A 19,866-nucleotide genomic window follows, 5' to 3' on the forward strand; every position below is an offset into this window, starting at 1 on the left:
GGGCCGAGCGCGGCCGCGACCCGGAGCGGGCCGTTTTCGCGGCGTCGGTGGTTTCTTGTCTGGCGGCGTGGCCGCACGAAAGCATCTGCGAGGATGCCGTTTAATCGAGAATTACTCTCAATTGCGCAAGGGCACAGGCAAGACGAATCAGCGCGGAAAAACCATTACGGGTGACAGAAAAAAAATTACGGCCGCTCCAGCCGCTGGCGCGCCTTGGCCAGCTGAGCGATCACGGTGTTCACCGAAATGCCCAGGCGCTCGGCGATCTCCGCCTGGCTGAGCCCTTCCAGCCGCGCCAGTTCGAACACCTGGCGACAGCGTGGCGGCAAGTCGTCGAGCTGGCGCAGGACGCATCGCAGCGCACACTGGTGTTCCACCAGCCCGCAGGGGTCGGCCTGCACGGCCTCGATCAGTTCCAGCGGTGCCTCGTCGCCGGCACCGACAAGCGCGCGGCGGCGCAGGGCATCGCGCAAGAGATTGGTGGCGATGCGAAAGAGATAGGCCTTGGGGTTGGCGAGGCTCTGCTCGGGCATGACCTGCGCCAGTTTCAGCCAGGCATCCTGAGCCAGGTCCTCGGCCAGTGCTCGGCAGCCGCCGAGGCGGGTCAGATGGGCTACCAGCCGTTGGCGGTGATGGACATAGCATTGCAGACAGGCATCGGGAATCTTGTTGTTGTTGTTGTTGCGCATGAGTGCGTGCCACCGGGAGGGGGCACGAACCTAACTCAGATGCGAACGCTTCGCAATTGCAGGCGCTTTGCCGCTATCGATGCCGATCAGCCGTCCAGCGGCAGCTGCAGATTGACCGGCCGGCCATTCAGCTGCAGACGGCACTGCGCTGCCGGCTGCGGTCGCGCATAGTGGAAGCCTTGCAGGCTGGGGCAGCCGTTGAGGCGCAGGAAGGCCGCCTGACGCTCGTTCTCCACCCCTTCGGCGACCACGTGCAGGCCGAGGTGACTGGCCATGGTGAGGATGCCACGCACCAGCGCGACGGACTGCTCGCTATCCGGCAGCCCGCTGACGAATTCGCGATCGATCTTGATGCCATCGAAGCGGAAGCGCTGCAGGTACGTCAGCGAGGCATAGCCGGTGCCGAAGTCATCGAGTAGCAGTGGCAAACCGGCGGCCTTGAGACGGCCGAGGGTCTGCTGCACATGCTCGTCGGCCTCCAGCAGCGCGCTTTCGGTGATCTCCAGCTCCAGCATGGCGGGCGACGCACCCTCTTCGGCGAGGATCGCCAGCAGGCTGCCGGCCAGATCGGCCTGGCGGAAGTCCAGCGGCGACAGGTTGACCGCGATGCGAAGCGGATGGCCCATGGCGTGCCAGCGGCAGGCCTGGCGGCAGGCCTCGCGAAACACCCAGCGGGTCGCCTCGATGATCATGCCGCTCTCTTCCAGCACCGGGATGAACTCTCCGGGCGGTACCAGTCCGCGCTCCGGCGAATTCCAGCGCAGCAGCGCTTCCATGACTTCGGGCTCGCCCTGGGCGTTGACCTGGGCCTGGTAATGCAGCACGAACTCGTCCCGGTCCAGCGCCCGGCGCAGAGCCTGCTCGAGGGCGCGGCGGCCGGCGGCGGCATCGCTGAGCGACTCGTTGTAGAACACCGTGCAGTTGCGGCCGGCATCCTTGGCCGCATACAGCGCGAGGTCCACCTGCTTGAGCAGGTCGCTGGCACTGTGCCGGCCGTCGCTGATGGCAACGCCGATGCTCGGGCTGACGTAGCACTCGTACTGGCCGATGCGCACCGGCGGCTGGAAGCCTTCGATGATGCACTGGGCCAGCTGCTCGGCGCGGGCGTGGTCGCTGCCGTCGAGCAGCAGCATGAATTCGTCGCCGCCGCTGCGTGACAGCAGCGCATGCTCGGGCATCAGCCGGCCCAGGCGGTCGCCGATCTGCACCAGCAGCTTGTCGCCGATCTCATGGCCGAGACTGTCGTTGATGCGCTTGAAGTGGTCCAGGTCGAGGTAGAGCAGCGTCAGCGGCAGGCGCGCCGCGAGCAGCTGTTCGAGGCGCTGCACCAGGTAGTTGCGATTGGCCAGCTGCGTCAGCGGATCGAAGTGGGCAAGAAAGCGCAGACGCTGTTCGGCGCGCAGGCGGTCGCTGATGTCGCGCAGCAGCACGAGGAAATGGCGAACGCCGTAGCGCTGGAATGGCGTGCAGCTGATCTCCAGCGGCACCTCCTGATCATGACGGCGACCGGTCAGCTCCAGCGGCGTGTTCGCCGGGGTGCTCAGCAGCCGGGTGGTGGCGTCGCTTTCCAGCAGGCGATCACTCGGCAGATTGCCCAACAGCTCCGCCGGGGTACAGCCGAACAGCGCTGCCGCCGCAGGGTTGGCCTGCAGCACGCGCAGCTCGCGGTCGACCACCAGCATGCCGATTGGCGCGGTGTCCACCAGGTCGCGGAACAGCTGCTCGCTTTCGCTGAGCGCCAGCTGGCGCTCGTGCAGCTGGTTCATCATCTGATTGAGGGTTCTGGCCAGCCGGCCGATCTCGTCGCGGCCGTCGACCGACAGGTTCTGCGGTTGCTGATCAATGGCGAACTGGCGTGCGGCCTGGTCGATGCGGGCCAGGCGGCGCGTCAGCAGGCGGCCATAGAGGCGGTTGAGGATCAAGCCGAGCAGCAGCAACAGGGTCAGCGTCTGCGCCAGGTAGAACCAGGCCTCGCGCTTGGTCTGCGCCAGCATCGGCGCGAAGTCGTACTCCACCAGCAGCGCTTCGCGCAGCGGCGTGCCGTCCTGGGCGACGCGGTCCAGCGGGTAGATCGCCAGCTGCCTGGAGCCTTCGCCGAACCAACCCGCGCGGCCGCCGTTCACCTGTTTAGCGAGTTCGCTGGCATCGATCAGCGTCAGGCGCTCGGGGGACAGGCCCAGCTGGGTCGTGGCGATCACCTGTAGCCCGCGGTCGATCACCATCGCCCAGCGTACACCTTCCAGGCTGGCCAGATCGGCCAGCTCGGTTTCCAGCTCGGCGTTGCGGCCGAGGCGGCGATGATCGCTCAGGCTGCTCTGCAGCAGGGCAAGATGCTGCGAGGTGTGATTGCGCCAGCCGGCGAGGGTTTCCTCGATACGGGTCGGCAGGTGCCAGGCGGTCAGCATGACCGTGAACAGCAGACCGAAGATGCCCAGCAGCAGGGGCAGTGATCGACGCAGCGACAAACTTGTCAGCATTTTCGACCCTCGCAGCGAGCGATCAGATTGACCGGGTTCGAACCGTTGAGCAGCCGGCGTTCGCGCAGATACTGGCTGAGCTGGCCGATGCTCTGCTGCAACTGGCCCTCGTCGAACCACTCACGGTTGACGGCGCGATCACCCATCAACAGGCCGTCGAGGGTGACCTGCAGTGCCATCGGCGTCAGGCCCAGGCGCGCATGCAGGCGCGGATCGGTTTCGCCGCGATTGTCCTGCCAGGTGCGCAGCGCGTCGAACCAGAGGGCCCGGAGGCGCCGACGCTGCTCGCGGGTGACGCGTTGCCGGTCGACGACCAGTACGTCGACGATCTCGCCCGGCAGCCGGCGGCTGTCGAAGATGCGCCGGGCGCCCTTGCTTTCCAGCGTCGGGCCCTCCGAAGCGAAGGTGATGACAGCGTCGACATCGCCGGCGGCGAAGGCGGCGGCCTGCTCATGCACTGGCAGGCTGACCACCTGCAGATCGTCGATCCGCAGCCCGGCCTGATCCAGCACGCGGGACAGGAAGTAGGCGCCCAGCGCAGTGTTTTCGACGCCGATGCGCTGGCCGGCCAGGTCCTTGAGGTTGGTCAGCGGCGCGCGGGCGAACAGCGCATCGGCGCCAGCTGAGACGTTGGTGACCAGAATGATCTCCAGGTCGAGCTCCGCCGCGCTGTCCTGCAGCAGCAGCGTTTCGTCGAGGGTGAGCATGGCGGCGTCCAGCATGCCGTTGCGAAAGCCGCGCAGCACACCTGTGGTGTTCGGGTATTCCACCAGACGGATGCCACTGGGGGCAGTCCAGCCCAGATCGTCCGCCAGATAGATCGGCGCATAGCCAAGCCAGCGGTTGCTGCCGATACGGATCGAATCCGATTCGGGCTGGCAGCCGAGCAAGGCGACAAACAACAGCAAGAGGATTGAGCCCCGAACCATGCGATCACTCCGTGATACCTGTTAGCCACCATAGCGAAACCGTACGGTCACGGGAATCCCTTCGAAAGCAGGGGATATAGGCGCGACGTATCGGCGGTGCGCTGAATCGCATCAGCGACGCTCGTCTGCAGCGGCACCGTGCTCAACTCCGGCAAGTGGCACGGGCATAGTCGGTGATCAACCTGGGCAGGTTTTCCAGGGCCTCGGTGCTCTGGGCGGCACCGATCTGCAGGGCCTCCTTGGGCATGCCGAAAACCACGCAGCTGGCTTCGTCCTGGGCCACGGTGCGGGCACCGGCCTCGCGCATGTTCAGCAGGCCGCGTGCGCCGTCGTCGCCCATGCCGGTCATGATGATGCCCAGTGCGTTGTGCCCGGCATGCCGCGCCACCGAGCGAAACAGCACATCCACCGAGGGTTTGTGGCGGTTGACCGGCGGCCCGTCGAGCACTTCGACGAAGTACTGCGCGCCGCTGCGCTTGAGCTGCATGTGCCGCCCGCCGGGCGCGACCAGCGCCAGCCCGGCGCGCACGCGATCGAGGTGGCGCGCCTCGCGCACTTCGATCTGGCACAGGTGGTTCAGGCGCTGGGCGAAGGCTGCGGTGAATTTCTCCGGCATGTGCTGGACGATGACGATGCCCGGGCTGTCCGCCGGCAACTGGCGCAGCACCAGTTCCAGTGCCTGCGTACCGCCGGTCGACGTGCCAAGCGCGATGACACGATCGGTGGTGGTCAGCCCCGCCGCGGGCAATGGCTCCCGGGAGGGCTCCCGGGACGGGCTGCTGGGTTTCGGCTGCGCACGCACGGCGGCGCGCGGCCGGCTGCGGGCTGCCTGTTCGATCTGCCGGATCAGCTCGCTGGAGAGCTGCTGCAGGCTTTCCTTGAGGCCCAGCCTGGCCTTGGTGAACACACCGACGGCTCCGGCTGCCAGCGCTTCCAGAGTGATCGCCGCACCGGCCTCGGTGAGGGTCGAGCAGATGATCGCCGGTGTCGGTCGTTCAGCCATGATCTTGCGCAGAAAGGTGATGCCGTCCATGCGCGGCATTTCCACGTCCAGCACCAGCACGTCCGGCCAGTCGCGCTGCATCTTCTCCAGGGCGAACAGCGGGTCGGCAGCCTGGCCGATGACCTGGATGCCGGGGTGACGATCCAGGCAGGCGGTCAGTACCTGGCGCACCAGCGCGGAGTCGTCAACGATGAAGACTTTGATCATGAGCGACTCCTGGGCGGCAAGACGCGGTTCGACCCGGTGCGTCGGAACGTCGCGGAGGGGGCTGAGCGGCTCATAGACGCTCGAATACCGAAGGCGCCAGACCGCGCAGCGGCAAGCCGAAGCCTTGCACGCTTTCGGCGTGGCCGATCAACAGCAGACCGCCCGGGCGCAGGTGCTGCAACAGACGAGCCGTGATGGCGCGCTTGTCGTCGGCGGTGAAGTAGATCAGCACGTTGCGCAGCAGGATCAGGTCCATCGGTTCGAGATCCTGCGGCAGCGGCCGCATGAGGTTGATCTCGCGAAAGCTGACCCGCTCGCGCAGCGCCTGGCTGATACGAAAGTTGCCATCCTGGGCGCCGACACCACGCAGGCAGTGGCGCTTGAGCCAGCCGGGTGGGAAAGCGTCGGTATCGGTCATCGGATAGACCGCCTCGCGAGCCTTGTGCAAAACGCTCTGGCTCAGGTCACTGGCAAGGATCGACCAGTCGGAGCTGGCGTGCTCGGCCAGTACCATGGCCAGGCTGTAGGGCTCTTCGCCGCTGGAGCAGGCGGCGCTCCAGCAGCGCAGCGGCCCGCTGCGGCGTTCCAGCCACTGGGCGAGAAAGCGGAAGTGCTGTGGCTCGCGGAAGAAGTAGGTTTCGTTGGTGGTCAGCAGGTCGACCACCAGCCGCCGCTCGACCTGCTGCTCCGGTGCGCGCAGCAGATCCAGATACTGCGCATAGTCGCGCAGGCCCAGCGCCCTGAGCCGGCGCATCAGCCGGCCGGCCACCAGCGGGCGCTTGCCTTCGCTCATGCGTATGCCGGAAGCCTCGGCCATCATCTTCTGCAGATAGCGGAACTCCCGATCGCCCAGCGACGGCAGGTGGGACGTCGTCACTTCAGCCTGCCAGCGCCATGGCGCGATTGAGTTGCAGGATGTCGTCCAGCGAGAGCACCCGGCGCACGTCGAGAATGATGGTGAAGCCCTGCTCGTTGCGCGCCATGCCGGCGATGAAGTCGGTGCGGATGCCGGTGCCGAAGGGCGGCGCCGGCTCGACTTCATGCCCTTCGATGTCCAGCACCGCATCCACCGCATCGACCACCAGGCCGATGCGCTGCTGCACCTCGTTGAGCTCCAGTTCGATGATCACGATGCAGGTGCGCTTGCCCGCGGCGGTGCGCTCCATGCCGAAGCGCGCCGCCAGGTCCAGCACAGGCACCACGTTGCCGCGCAGGTTGATTACCCCGTGGATGCACGCAGGCATCATCGGCACGCTGGTGATCTGGCCGTACTCGATGATTTCCCGGACCAGCTCGATCGGCAGGGCATAGCGCGCCTGGCGAACCCGGAACGAGAGGTGCTGGATGCTGTGCTCGGTGTTGGCGATCTGGTTCATGCGCGCACCCTCAGCTGAAGCTGACGAACTGGCTGTCGTCCACCGACGCCAGTGCCCGCTGCTCGCCACGCGGGCTCTTGGCGGCGGGGCGTGGGCTGGCGAACGGCACCGGGCGCCGCAGCGGCTGCGAGGCGGTGTTGGTGGCGTCGAAGCGGAAGAAACTGATCAGCTCGAGCAGCTGTCCGGCCTGGGCGTTCATCTCCTCGGAGGTGGCGGCCAGCTCCTCGGAAGCCGAGGCGTTCTGCTGGGTGATCTGGTTCATCTGGCCCATGGCGATGTTGATCTGCTCGGCTCCGCTGCTCTGCTCCTGCGAGGCGGCGGTGATCTCCTGCACCAGGTCGGATGTCTTCTGGATGTTCGGCACGATCTCGTCGAGCAGCGACCCGGCCTGCTCGGCCAGTTGCACGCTGTTGCTGGCGACACCGCCGATCTCCTGGGCAGCGACCTGACTGCGCTCGGCCAGCTTGCGCACTTCGGCGGCGACCACCGCGAATCCCTTGCCGTGATCGCCCGCGCGCGCGGCCTCGATGGCGGCGTTGAGGGCCAGCAGGTTGGTCTGGTAGGCGATGTCGTCGATGATGCCGATCTTGTCGGCGATCTGCTTCATCGCCTGGACCATGTCGCGTACCGCACGGCCGCCTTCGACGGCATCATTGGCGGCCTTGCCGGCAATGTTGTCGGTGATCTTCGCGCTTTCGGTGTTCTGTGCGATCGAGGCGGACATCTGCTCCACCGAGGCGGTGGTTTCCTCGACGCTGGCGGCCTGCTCGCTGGCGGCCTGGCTGAGCGATTGCGAGGTGGCGCTGACTTCCTCGGAGGCCGACGACAGCGAGTCGGCGGCGCTGCGAACGTCGCTGATGACGTTGCGCAGGCGTTCGGCCATGTTGTTCATCGAACTGAGCAGGCGCCCGGTTTCATCCTTGCTGTTGACCTCCAGCTGCACGCCCAGATCGCCGGCGGCGAGGCTGTCGGCGACGCTGACGGCACGATTGAGCGGACGGGTGATGCTGCGGGTGACCAGGATACCGATGCCGAAGCCGAGCACGGCGGCGATGATCACCAGGCCGATCATCTGAGTCCGCGAGCCGAGGTAGATGCCGGTGATCTGCTCGTTGGCCTGCTTGGCATTGGCGACCTTGCGCTCGACCAGCGCGGTCAGCAGATCGTCTGCCTTGCTGCCGGTTTCGCGCAGGCGTGGAAGCATGACGGTCAGCTCGTCGGCCGGCCGCACCTCGCTGGACGCTTCACGCAGCTTGAGCACCTGCTCGACCATCTGCACATACGCCTGCATCGGCTCGCTAAGCGACTCGAATTGCGCCTTGCCTTCCGGCGTCACGAAGCTCGGGCGAGTCAGCTCTATGTATTCATACATTTTCCTGATGGCTTCACGGGTCTGCTTGATGGCCGCGTCACGTTCTTCCAGGCTCGTTGCCAGAAGGCTCGAACGCATACCGCGACCGACGTAGACCAGCTGTACGTTGGCCGACTGGATGTTGTTCAGGGCGATCATTTCGCGCGAATACATCTGGTCTGACAGGTCGTTGACGTGCTCGAGGTTGCGAATGCCCAACAGGCCCACGGTGACGGTAAGCGCGACCACCACCAGGAAGCCCAGAGTCAGGCGCGCGCCGATTTTCATGTTGCGGAAGAGTTGCATGGGTTTTCTCCTTGCTGACCTGCGGCGATCTGGCGGGGCTGGCTGGTACGCAGATCAGCAGGGCTCGCTTCGACGTGGGTGTGCAGATGACGGAACAGACTGGGAATATCCAGGATCAGGGCGACTTGCCCGTTCCCGAGAATGGTTGAGCCGCCAATACCCTGCAGATGCTGGAACAGCTGGCCGAGGGGCTTGATGACGGTTTGCAGTTCACCGTGCAGGTGATCGACGATCAGCCCGGCCTGTTGCCGGCCGTGACTGACGACAATGATGTTGCGGCGCTTGCTGGGCGCTTCGCGCAGTTTGAAATGCGCGGCCAGTGACAGGCACGGCAGCGGTCGGCCGCGCAGGTCGAGGTAGCCGTAGGCGGTGCCATCGAGCTGATCGGCTTCCAGCTCCAGGCATTCGGTGACCATGTCCAGCGGAATGACGAAGTAGTCGTCGCCAAGGCTGATCAGGAAGCCATCGATGATGGCCAGGGTCAGCGGCAGGCGGATGCGGAAGGTGCAGCCTTCGCCGGGGCGCGAGTCGATCTCGATGGTGCCGCGCAGCGCATCGATGGCACTGCGCACCACATCCATGCCCACGCCACGCCCGGAGAGGTCGGAAACGTTGTCGGCGGTGGAGAAGCCGGCGGCGAAGATCAGCATCTGCACATCGTGATCGCTGAGGTTGGCCTGGGCATCGATCAGGCCGCGGGCAACGGCCTTCTCGCGGATGCGCTGGGTGTTCAGGCCGCGGCCGTCGTCGGCGACTTCGATGACGATCATCCCCGACTCGTGATAGGCGTCCAGGCGCAGATGCCCTTCGGCCGGTTTGCCGGCGGCGAGGCGCTGAGCGGCCGGCTCGATGCCGTGGTCGATGGCGTTACGCACCAGGTGGGTCAGCGGGTCGGCCAGTCGATCGATCACCGCCTTGTCCAGTTCGGTGTCGGCGCCCTGGATTTCCAGGCGGATGTCCTTGCCCAGCTGCTGGCTGACGTCGCGCACCACGCGGTGGAAGCGGTTGAAGGTGTCGCCGATCTCGATCATGCGCAGCTTCAGCGCCGCCTCACGGATCTGTTCGACATGCAGATTGACCGTCTGCGTGCTTTCGATGCAGGCGGCGTCGCCCTTCAGCTGGGCCCGCAGCTGGGCACCGGCGGCGCTGATCACCAGTTCGCCGACCAGGTTGATCAGCTCGTCGAGCTTGTGCGCCGCGACGCGGATCTGGCTGCTCTCCTGGTTGCGCTTCTCGCGTACCGTCTGTTGCTTGGCCAGCGCTGCATTGACGCCCTGGGCCGGCACCATGCCTTGCTCCACCAGCACGCTGCCCAGCGGACGGGGCTGCTGCGCTTCGGCTGCCTGCAGGCGCAGTGCCTGGTCCAGTTCCAGCTCGGTGAGCAGACCACTGGCGACGAGGATGCGGCCGATCTTCTGGTCGGTTTCCGGCAGGTCGTGGATCAGCTGCAGGTAATCTTCCAGCGCGGCGTTCGGCGGCAGGATGCGCAGTGTGCAGAAGTCGCGGATGAACTCGAAGACTTCCTCGATCTCGGCCTTGCCGGCCGTCGTGCACAGGTCGATCTCCATGCCCAGGTAGCAGCTTTCGGGGTCCATATCGGCCAGCGCCGGCAGCGCGTCGTCGATCACTTCGAGCTGCAGGATGTCGCCCAGCCGGCCGAGGTAGCGAAGAAAGGAGGCCGGGTCGAAACCATTGCCGAGGATCTCCGGCTGCAGGCGCAAGGAGATGTGCCAGGCCGCCTCCTGGTCGCAGCTGGCGCATTTGTCGAGGCGCCCGAAAGCCTTGCAGGCGTCTGGCTCGATCACGGTCAGCGGAATGAGCGGGCTGGCGTCATGGCCGGTCAGGGCCGCGATCAGTCCGGCATGACGCGCTTCGTCCACGGTCAGCTCGCCGCTCTCGGCGTCGATTAGCTCGACCATCGCATTGATCTCGTCGAGGCCGCGCAGCAGCAGGTCGAGCAGCACCGGCGTGAGCGCCTGCTGGCCCTCGCGGACCTTCATCAGCAGGCTTTCCAGGTGATGAGTGAAGTTCACCAGAGGCGTCAGCGAGAACAGGCCGGCCGACCCCTTCAGGGTGTGCATGGCGCGGAACAGCCCGTTGATGGCGTCCTCGTCGGTCGGCGTCTGCTCGAGCTGCAGCAGGTATTCCTCGGCCTGCTTGGCCAGGTCATGAGCTTCTTCGACGAAGCTCAGCAGCAGTTGGCTCCATTGTTGGTCATTGAGCATGGCGATCTCCGCTGGCTGCCGGCCCGTGGCTGGAGAACAGCGCCTGCAGACGCAGCAGCTGGAGCAGTTCGAGCGCGCTGGCGCTTGGGTTGCAGACTTCCAGGATGGCGTCGCTCAGACGCAGCTGGCGCTGCGCGGCGAGCAGCAGCTGAGCGCCGGCGGTATCCAGTTCGTCGAGTGCGCTGAGGTCCAGCTGCCAGTGGCCGCTGGGCTGCGCGCCGAACGCGCGCAGCAGCGCGTCGCGGGCGTCGCGCACTTCATAGATGGTCAGGCTGCCGCTCAGGACCAGGCACGTGCCGGCCTCGCTGGCCTGCTGCTCGAGTGTGAACATTTCAGCCGGCCAGTTTTTCGACGGCCGACAGCAGCTGCTGCGGCTGGAACGGTTTGACGATCCAGGCCTTGGCTCCCGCGGCCTGGCCTTCGGCCTTCTTGCCCTGCTCGCTTTCGGTGGTGAGCATGCAGATCGGCGTGAAACGGTAGGCCGGGTTGGCCTTGACCGCCTTGACCAGACCGATGCCGTCGAGGTTGGGCATGTTCACGTCGCTGATGATCAGGTTGATCTTCTGCCCGGTGAGCTTGGTCAGTGCATCGCGGCCATCGACCGCCTCGATCACCTGATGGCCGGCGCCGGTGAGGGTCATCTTCACCAGCTGGCGCATGGACTGCGAGTCGTCGACGATGAGAATGGTCTTGCCCATGAAAATGTCTCCTTGGCGGGGTCAGAAAAAGATCACGTCGTCGGTCGAGGCGCTGCTGCGTTTGACGCCGTGGCGCTCTTCGTCGGTGGTGAAGCGCTGGCGCAGCTCGCGCAGCCAGCGTTGCGGGTCGAGCACGGCGCTGTCCTGATGCTCGACGGCCTCGTGCAGGCGCTGCATGTCCTGCTGCAGGTGGTCGAGCATCTGGTCGGTGCGATCCTGGAACTGCAGGTTGACGACGATCTCTTCGATGTCCGCCTGGGTGTGGCGGGTGTCCTGCTGCAGCAGCAGCGAGGTGTCGGAGAGCTCTTCCAGGCTGGCACTCAGGCCCTGCATGACCTCTCCGGTCACTTCATCGAGGTAGTGCAGGTTGCTCTGTTCGGTATTGCTCAATTCCTCGGCGGCGCTGACCGTGGCGCTGATCGCCTGGTTGATTTCACCGACCTTCTGGTCCATGTCCTGGCCGGTTTCGGCGGACAGCGTGGACAGCTTGCGCACTTCATCGGCGACCACCGAGAAACCGCGGCCGTAGTCGCCGGCACGGGCGGCCTCGATGGCGGCGTTGAGCGCCAGCAGGTTGGTCTGGCGGGCGATGTCCTGAACCAGCCGCGACATGTTCTGCAATTCGCTGGCGTGCTGATTCAACTCGCCGATGGTGCCGAGCAGTTCGGCCTTGCGCTCGCTGGCGGCATGAAAGGCACCCGTTACGGTATTCAGCTGATCGCGTGCCTGACGCAGGCTGCTGGCCATGCCGTTGCCGCCGACCACCGCTTCGGAAGTGTTCAGGGTCTGCTGCAGGCGTTGCGTCATGCCGGAGAAGCGGCTGAACAGTTCGCCGATACTGCCTTGCTGCACCTGGCGCACCTGATCCACGTTGCTGCGCCAGGTGGGAACCACGGCCAGCAGCAGCGCTTCGACTGCCGAGCTGGCCGGCGCTACCGGTGCGCTTGCCGGCTCGGGGTTTGCCTGCGGCGTCGGTGCGGCCGGGCGCAGCAGCAGCGCGGCGCCGGCGCTGCCGAGCAGCCCGACGACGGTCATCCATGGCCAGCCAAGGCCCACGCCTGCGAGCCCTGCGGCGATTGCAATCCAAAGTGCGCTGTAGGCGATCATCTCACCCTGCCTCCCGGTTCATGTGCGGCGAACGATAGGCAGCCGGGAGCGGGGCGGGTATCGGGCAAACCCCTAGGGTGGCCTAGGGCACACGGGGGCTAAAGTTTTCCGCGAATCTGCCGGGCATCGGTCCTGAGCAACTCGGCTACGCCCGTTGGCGATCAAGCGGCGCAGTGGGCTGTCTACAGTGAGACTTGCGCAATGCGCGTCCCCACCGCCTCATGCCGGGGGCGCCTTCGAGGAGTGACAGCATCGAATGATCCCCAATGCTGCCGATGTCGCTGCGAGTCTTCATGCCTCACGCCGTGCGCTGAGGGTGGCGCCGTGGAAGATAGTCCTCGCCTATGCCCTGGTGGCGGCGGTGTGGATCTTCGTGACGAACCTGATCATCACCGCGCTGGGCTTGCCCGAGTCGAGCTATACCCTGCGCATCGCACTGTTCGTGCTGCTCACCGCACTGGGAATCTGGTGGTACACGCGGCGCCTGGCGGATGGGGTGATGCGCTCGCAGAAGCTGGTGGGCCGCGCCGAGAACAGCTACCGCATGCTCTTCGATCGGCATCCAGCACCGATGTGGCTGTTCGACACGCGCACCCTGAGCATCGTCCGCGGCAATCGCCAGGCGGTGGCGGCCTACGGCTACAGCACCGAGGAATTCGCCCAGCTGGAAGTCCTCGATCTGTATGCGGCCCACGAGCGTGAACGGCTGGAGGCGCTTGCTCAGCCGGCAACGCCGCAGCAGTTGGCCGGGCTGCGTCAGCATGTGGCGCGCGACGGCCGGGAGCTGAATGTCGAAGTGCTCTGCAGTGCGCTGGATGTCGACGAGTCGCCTTTCACGCTGTTGATGGCGCAGGATGTCAGCGCGCATTTCCAGACCGAAACGCAGCTGGCCGGTCGTCTGGGGAAGCTGGAGCTGGCGCAGCAGGTCGCCCGGATGGGGCATTGGCAGCGGCTGCCGGGTAGCGAGCAGATCGACTGGGCGCCGGAGATGGCTGACGTGTTCGGCGTCGCCAACGCTCGTGCGCTGAGCTGGACGGCCTTTCTCGATCGCCTGCATCCGGATGATCGCTCAGCGGTCGCCGCTGCCCATGAGCGGGCCGAGCGGCACGGCAGTCTCGCTCATGAGTTCCGTGTGCTGGGCGCGGATGGCGAGCAGCGCTGGATGTTCGAGCGCATACAGCTTCTCGGCGGCCGCCAGCGGGCGCTGTTTGGCGCGCTGATGGACGTCACCGAACTCAAGGCCGCAGACAGCAACCTGGCCGACGAGAAGCGCCGCTACGAACGCATGGTCGACGGCCTGCCCGACGGCGTGCTGATGTTGCGCCAGGGCTGTATCTACTACGCCAATGCAGCTGCGCGCCGTCTGCTGGCCGGCGATCCGCTGCAGCCGCTGAACGCCCAGCCGTTCCTCGACTTCGTCGCCGAACATCAGCGCGCCCGCGAAGCTGCCCGGCTGGAGACCCTGCAGCGCGGACTTGCGGGCGGTCAGCCGCAGCGCTTGCTGCTGGTATGCCGAGATGGCCGGCCGTTCGAGGCGGAGGTGACCGAAACGCTGTTGCCCGCCGATGGCGACGCCGAGGTGCAACTGCTGATCCGCGATATCAGCCAGGCCGAGCAGCTGCGGCGCGATCTGGAGGACGCCAACCAGCGGCTGCAGCATCTTTCGCAGCGGCTGATCGAGGTGCAGGAAATCGAGCGGCGCGAGGTGGCGCGTGACCTGCACGACGACGTCGGCCAGCACCTGACCGGCTTGAAACTGCATTTGCAGCGGCTGATCCGCCGCCAGGCTGGCGACAGCGAGTTCGAACGCCTGTCGCAACCGCTGGTAGCCGGCGTGGATGCGGCGCTGGCCAAGGTGCGCAGCCTGTCGCTGTCGCTGCACCCGCTGCAGCTGGAAGCGCTCGGGCTGGAAGCAGCCGTGCGCTGGCACCTGCAGCATTTCCTCGAAGCCAGCGGCACGAGCTGGGAGCTGGAGGTTCGCGGCTCGACCACGGAAATCCCGCCCGGCCGGGCGGTGGCGGCATTCCGGCTGGTGCAGGAGGCGGTGAACAACGTCGCGCGGCATGCACGGGCGCGCACGGTGCGCATCCTGATGGTCTGCGACGAACACGAATTGCGTCTGGAAATCCTCGACGATGGCTGCGGCTTCGACGTGCCAGACGCGCTGCAGGGCGCCCAGAGCCTGGGGCTGACCAGCATGCACGAGCGAGTCGCCTCATTCGGTGGCGACCTGCGGATTTCCAGCCTGCCGGGCATGGGGACGCGCATCACCGCGCTTCTGCCGGCGCCGAACGACTGATGAGGATGAGCTTTTGAACAAGCGTGTTGCCCTGGTAGACGATCACGCCCTGGTGCGGGCCGGTCTGCGAGCGCTGGTCGAGGATCAGCCCGGCTACGAGGTGGTCGCCGAGGGCGGCGACGGCCAGGACGTGGAGGCGATCCTGCGCCAGGCGCGTCCGGACATTCTGCTGCTGGACCTCAGCATGAAGCACATGGGCGGGCTGGATGCGCTGCGCCAATGGCACGGCCAGTATCCGCACGTGCAGGTGTTGATCCTGTCCATGCATGCCACCGCCGACTACGTGCTGGCAGCGTTGCGCCTGGGTGCCCGTGGCTATCTGCTCAAGGACGCCGCCGCGCAGGAACTGGACATGGCGCTGCAGGCGCTGTCGCGCAACGAGTCCTACCTGAGTCCGGGGATCGCGCAAACGGTGATCAGCTCGGCGATCGTCGAGGGGCGCAGCCGCGAAACAGGCGTGACCCCGGCGCTGACGCCGCGACAGATCGAGATCCTGCGCCTGATCGCACGTGGCGTATCGACCCGCGATATCGCCGGCGGCCTTGGACTCAGCGTTAAAACCGTGGACACCCACCGCGCGCAGATCATGGCGCGGCTGAACCTGCACGACGTACCGTCGCTGGTGCTCTACGCGGTGCGGCAGGGGCTGATCAGCCCCGACGACTAGGGGTTTGCCTGATAGCGCGCCGGCCGCTCCGGCGCCACAGTGTGGCCTGGCCCCGGCAAGCGAGATTCACCATGCATCCCCACTCAGCCGACGTGTTCGTCGACGCCTATCTGGCACGGCACGCCGGCCCCACGGCAATCGCGCAACGCCCGCTCTGGCAGGCGCCATGGCTGCTGGCTCTGGTCGCGGCTGCATTGAGCCTGCTGGCCGGCGTGCTGTGGCGATCGCTCGGCCTGCCGGCCGGGCCCGTGCTGGTGCTGCCGGGTATCGCCGTGGCTGGCGCCTTGCCGGTCTACCTCTGCGCGCGCTTGCTGAAGCAGCGGAAGCGGCTGATGCGGGCGCACGGGGAGGTCGCCTTGCTGCGCCAGCTCTGTTCGCTATGGGCGCAATCCGAGGGCGCCTGCCTGAAAGAGGTCGATGCCCACGGACGACTGCTGGCGATGAGTGAACGCGGCCGGCAACTGATGGACGTATGCGATTTCGATGCGCTGCACGGCTCGGACTGGCTCGGGGTCTGGCCCGGCGAAGCCGCTGTCGCCGCGCGAGACGCCTTCGCGCGCGCCCGTGCCGGTGAGCTTGCACGCTTCTCCGGCTTTTGTCCGACGCTGGCCGGCGTTGCGAAATGGTGGGATGTGCTGATCATGCCGCTGCCCGGGGCCACCGGCGCAGCATCGATGCTGGTGCTGTCCTGGGACGTCACCGAAGTGCGGCAACGTACGTGCCAGCTGCAGGCCACCAACGACGAACTCACCACCTTGCTGGAGCACCTGGACGACGGTTTCTGCCGGCTCGATCGCTCGTGGCGGCTGGTGGAACTCAACGGCCGGGCGGTCGCCCTTCTGCAGCGTCCGCGCAGCGAACTGCTCGGCACCGTGCTCTGGGATCTGCTGCCGCAGGCGAGTGGCGCCGAGCTTGGTGTTGCGTTGCAGGAGGTGATGGACCTGGGCATCGCTCGGCGCATCGAGACCTTTTCGCCGCAGTATCAGGGCTGGTATCGCATTCATGCCTATCCGCATGCCGACGGCCTGTACCTGTTCTTCAGCGACATCAGTCGCGACGTGGCGAGCGCCCAGATCGCCCAGGCGGTGCAGGCGCGCCTGCGCCTGACCCAGCAGGTCGGGTTGTTCGGCGACTGGCAATTCGACCTGGCGAACCAACGCCTGGAGCTCTCCGACCAGGCCCTGCAACTGCTGCGCATGCCGCCGGGCTCCGCTGCCGGCCAGGCGTTGCTGGAGCGTCTGCACCCGCAGGACCGGCTGGGGTTCGTTGCCGCCATGCTCGATCTGGCCGAGGGGCAGACCGGGTTCGATGCGTGGGTTCGTCTGAGCGACACCGACGCCGCGGATTGGCGCCACTTTCATTTTGCCGGCACGGTGATTCGGACCAAGGCCCACCCAGCCGGTTTGCTGGTCGGCTGCCTGCAGGATGTGACCGAGCAGCAGCGGCGCGAGGCACGTCTGGAAGACGCCGAGGCGTTCACCCGCGGGATCATCGATGCCTTGCCGCTAGCCATCGGGGTGGTCGATGGCAACGGCAGGCTGATCACCGCCAATCAGGTCTGGATGGCCGGCGGCAACGCTCCGGCTGCCTTGTCCGGATGCAAGTCGCTGGATTACCTGGCGCGCTGCCGTGCGGCCACTGGCGACGGGTTCGATGCCGGTGCCAGGCTGGCAGACGGCATCGAGGCGCTGCTCGCCGGCACTGGCGATCCGTTCGTCTTCAGCTACGAGCACGGCCGTGATGGTCAGCGGCGCGCGTACCAGAGCTCGGCCTTGCTGATGAGTACGCTGACCCGGCAGGTGCTGGTCGTCCACGAACTTCTTCCGGTGCGCCAGCCAGTGGCGATGGCCTGATTCCAGCCTGATGGCTGTGTTGCCCTTGCGTACACAGCGCGGCCGAGCGCGCTTCATGCCGGTGCGTTGTGCGGTCACGTGTCTGGCCGGCGCTACCGTTCGTCTGTTAGCTTCGAGAACAAGAACTTCGCGTAGGACGCGACGGAGTGAAGCTTGAAACGCAAGGCAGGACTTCTGGCAGCACTGATATTGACCCTGACGCTGGTGCCAATGTGGGTCTTCGTTATCAATGAGATAAAGCACGAGCGCATTCTGGCCACGGACGCCGCCCGTAACGACGCGATGAACCTGGCCACTGCGTTCGAGGCGCACGTACACAGCGTGATAAGGCTGATGGACATGGTGCTCCTGGATATGCGCGAGGACGTGCTGGAACACGCCGACTTCGCGAGCTACGTGGACGAGGAGCTGGCTATCTACGGCGATTTCCTCACGCAGCTGGCAGTGATCGACAAGGACGGTCGACTGGTTTTTTCCAACCTCGACGCGAATATCAAGCCTGTGGACCTGAGTGATCGCGAGCACTTCCGCGTACATCGCGATCACCCTGGCGAGGACCGCCTGTTCATCAGCAAACCGGTGCTGGGACGGGTGTCGAAGCAGTGGACCATCCAGTTCACCCGTCCCATTCACCAGAATGGCGAGTTCGCCGGGGTGCTGGTGCTCTCCATCCCCACCAGCTTCTTTGCCGATTATTACCAGCAGATCAACGTGGGCCCGAACGGCAGCATCGCGCTGGTCGGTACCGATCGCAGCTTGCGTGCGATTGCCTCGGGAGAGCCCGTCGTCGGCCGCTACGGACGCTTCAAGGTGCCGGAAGACAAGCCCTACTTCGATCCGAATGCCCCTGCGCACGGCTACTACGAAGGGGTGAGCTCGATCGATGGCGAGTATCGCCTGGGCGCCTACCGGCGACTCGCCGACGATGGCGTCGTGGTCCTGGTGCTGTTGTCGCCGAAGGACTTCATGGCTGCGTTCCATGAACGCAAGGAGCTGCTGATCGCTTCGGCAGGCATCATTTCGTTGCTGCTGTCGGCGGTCGCCTTGCTGGTGTTCGTGTTGAGCAACCGGTATTTCCAGAATGCCGACCGGCTGCGACAGGCTCATGATCAGCTGACCCTGCTGGCCAACACCGATGTACTGACCGGCGTCGGCAGCCGCCGCGCCTTTCTTGCCAGCCTCGAAGCGGAGATCGCCCGGGCGCATCGCCATAAGCAATGCCTGAGCCTGCTGATGCTCGATATCGACCACTTCAAGCGGGTCAACGACGTCTATGGCCACCCCATCGGCGATGCAGTCCTCAAACAGTTCACCAGCACCTGTGCCGGCATGCTGAGAGGGCATGACCTGTTTGGCCGCCTTGGCGGCGAGGAATTCGCCATCGTCTTGCCGCACACTGATATCGAGGGTGCGCATAGCGTCGGCGAAAAGATTCGCGCCGCCGTCGCGCAGACGCCTATTCCGACCTCCGCCGGCCCGATTGCGATCACGGTCAGCATCGGTCTGGCGCAGCTGGAGACGGGAAACGTCGAGGTCGAGCAGTTGATTGCCCGCGCTGATGGCGCGCTCTACCAGGCCAAGCGCGACGGGCGCAACCAGGTCTGTGCTGCAAGGCGGGCGCCGGATGGATGTTCCGACGGCATGCGAAAGCCGACCGCCGCTGCGGCTGATCCTCTGTGAGAGGCCCGAACGCGCTGTCCGCCCAGGCCAGCGTGCAGGTGCTCGCTCGGGCGCCGCAGAACCGTCCAGACGGTGGTGCCGGGTAGGAGAGCCGAGCAGTGCCCGGCTCACCGGCACCTAGACAGCCGTCAGCGTGCCCCTTCGAGCTGCTTGCGCTTGGCCCGTCGCGCCAGCATGTTCAGCACCTCGATGCCCGCCGAGAACGCCATGGCGGCATAGACGTAGCCTTTCGGCACGTGGGCGCCGAAGCCTTCGGCGATCAGGGTCATGCCGATCATCAGCAGGAACCCCAGGGCCAGCATGACCACTGTCGGGTTGTCGTTGATGAACTTGGCGAGCGGGTTGGCCGCCACCAGCATCACGGTCACCGCAACGATTACCGCGACCACCATGATGGCCACATGGTCGGTCATGCCGACGGCGGTGATGATGCTGTCGATGGAAAACACCAGGTCCAGCAGCAGGATCTGCGCGATTGCCGAGCCGAAGCCCATGGTGACCGCATTGCCGACCGACTTGCCCTCGAACATGTCGCCGCCCGGCGTCGGGTCCATGCTGTGGTGGATTTCCTTGGTCGCCTTCCACAGCAGGAACAGGCCGCCGGCGATCAGGATCATGTCCTTCCAGGAGAAGGCATGGCCGAACGCCTCGAAGACCGGCTCGGTCAACTGGACGATCCAGGCCACGGTCCCCAGCAGGCCCAGGCGCATGATCAGGGCCAGGCCGATGCCGATGCGTCTGGCCCGTTCACGATGCTGCTCCGGCAGCTTGTTGGTCAGGATCGAGATGAAGATCAGGTTGTCGATGCCGAGTACCACCTCCATGGCGATCAGTGTGGCAAGGGCCACCCAGGTGGTGGGTTCGGAAAAAAGCTGGATGAGCGATTCCATCGGAAATCTCGGGTTGGTGGCAGTCAGCCTCCGCACGTAGCTGCACGGGGCGGCGAATCTTAGCGATAACGCTGTTCGCAGCGATGCAGATTAAGAGGCTGATTTGTAT

At 65.8% G+C, this 19,866-nt stretch carries 16 protein-coding genes; 4 read left to right on the top strand and 12 right to left on the bottom strand.

What is annotated here, in order from left to right:
• Positions 1-185: 185 nt before the first annotated feature.
• From ACX1DW_RS20200 to ACX1DW_RS20250, 11 genes are all read right to left on the bottom strand, one after another.
• Positions 186-689, bottom strand: a complete 504-nt coding sequence (locus ACX1DW_RS20200) for an RNA polymerase sigma factor (RefSeq protein ID WP_458992258.1) — start codon at positions 687-689, stop codon at positions 186-188.
• 86 nt (positions 690-775) lie between these two features.
• Complete coding sequence (locus ACX1DW_RS20205; RefSeq protein WP_267931264.1) at positions 776-3,166, bottom strand: putative bifunctional diguanylate cyclase/phosphodiesterase; 2,391 nt, start codon at positions 3,164-3,166, stop codon at positions 776-778.
• Entirely contained in the window at positions 3,160-4,095 is a 936-nt protein-coding gene (locus ACX1DW_RS20210) for an ABC transporter substrate-binding protein (protein WP_156245159.1), read from the bottom strand. Before ACX1DW_RS20210 ends, ACX1DW_RS20205 begins: the two co-directional genes overlap by 7 nt.
• Positions 4,096-4,237: 142 nt before the next feature.
• Positions 4,238-5,305: a protein-glutamate methylesterase/protein-glutamine glutaminase gene (locus ACX1DW_RS20215; protein WP_458992259.1), complete on the bottom strand. Its 1,068-nt coding sequence runs from the start codon at positions 5,303-5,305 to the stop codon at positions 4,238-4,240.
• Between the two features lie 70 nt (positions 5,306-5,375).
• Positions 5,376-6,182: a CheR family methyltransferase gene (locus ACX1DW_RS20220; RefSeq protein ID WP_458992260.1), complete on the bottom strand. Its 807-nt coding sequence runs from the start codon at positions 6,180-6,182 to the stop codon at positions 5,376-5,378.
• 1 nt (position 6,183) lies between these two features.
• On the bottom strand, positions 6,184-6,681 hold the full coding sequence (locus ACX1DW_RS20225; RefSeq protein WP_017246051.1) for a chemotaxis protein CheW: 498 nt from the start codon (positions 6,679-6,681) through the stop codon (positions 6,184-6,186).
• A 10-nt stretch (positions 6,682-6,691) separates the two neighbouring features.
• Positions 6,692-8,338 (bottom strand): methyl-accepting chemotaxis protein, encoded by a 1,647-nt coding sequence (locus ACX1DW_RS20230; protein WP_458992261.1) that lies wholly within the window; start codon positions 8,336-8,338, stop codon positions 6,692-6,694.
• Positions 8,317-10,563, bottom strand: a complete 2,247-nt coding sequence (locus ACX1DW_RS20235; RefSeq protein WP_458992262.1) for a chemotaxis protein CheA — start codon at positions 10,561-10,563, stop codon at positions 8,317-8,319. Before ACX1DW_RS20235 ends, ACX1DW_RS20230 begins: the two co-directional genes overlap by 22 nt.
• Positions 10,553-10,894 carry an STAS domain-containing protein gene (locus tag ACX1DW_RS20240; RefSeq protein ID WP_230724369.1) on the bottom strand — a complete coding sequence of 114 codons (342 nt, stop codon included), beginning with the start codon at positions 10,892-10,894 and terminating at the stop codon, positions 10,553-10,555. Before ACX1DW_RS20240 ends, ACX1DW_RS20235 begins: the two co-directional genes overlap by 11 nt.
• A gap of 1 nt (position 10,895) precedes the next feature.
• Positions 10,896-11,261, bottom strand: coding sequence for a response regulator (locus ACX1DW_RS20245; RefSeq protein WP_015275608.1), 366 nt, complete (start codon positions 11,259-11,261; stop codon positions 10,896-10,898).
• Between the two features lie 21 nt (positions 11,262-11,282).
• Positions 11,283-12,368: a methyl-accepting chemotaxis protein gene (locus tag ACX1DW_RS20250; protein ID WP_458992263.1), complete on the bottom strand. Its 1,086-nt coding sequence runs from the start codon at positions 12,366-12,368 to the stop codon at positions 11,283-11,285.
• 256 nt (positions 12,369-12,624) lie between these two features.
• Between ACX1DW_RS20250 and ACX1DW_RS20255 the strand changes: the two genes are divergently transcribed.
• From ACX1DW_RS20255 to ACX1DW_RS20270, 4 genes are all read left to right on the top strand, one after another.
• Entirely contained in the window at positions 12,625-14,667 is a 2,043-nt protein-coding gene (locus tag ACX1DW_RS20255; protein WP_458992264.1) for a PAS domain-containing sensor histidine kinase, read from the top strand.
• A gap of 13 nt (positions 14,668-14,680) precedes the next feature.
• Entirely contained in the window at positions 14,681-15,334 is a 654-nt protein-coding gene (locus ACX1DW_RS20260) for a response regulator (RefSeq protein WP_156245165.1), read from the top strand.
• Between the two features lie 71 nt (positions 15,335-15,405).
• Entirely contained in the window at positions 15,406-17,187 is a 1,782-nt protein-coding gene (locus ACX1DW_RS20265) for a PAS domain-containing protein (protein ID WP_458992265.1), read from the top strand.
• 210 nt (positions 17,188-17,397) lie between these two features.
• Positions 17,398-18,867: a sensor domain-containing diguanylate cyclase gene (locus ACX1DW_RS20270; protein ID WP_458993422.1), complete on the top strand. Its 1,470-nt coding sequence runs from the start codon at positions 17,398-17,400 to the stop codon at positions 18,865-18,867.
• A gap of 128 nt (positions 18,868-18,995) precedes the next feature.
• On the opposite strand, the gene ACX1DW_RS20275 is transcribed toward ACX1DW_RS20270, so the two are convergent.
• A complete protein-coding gene (locus ACX1DW_RS20275) occupies positions 18,996-19,757 on the bottom strand; it encodes a TerC family protein (RefSeq protein WP_267931253.1) in 762 nt (253 codons plus the stop codon).
• Positions 19,758-19,866: the final 109 nt, after the last annotated feature.

Source organism: Stutzerimonas sp. KH-1 (assembly GCF_054483855.1).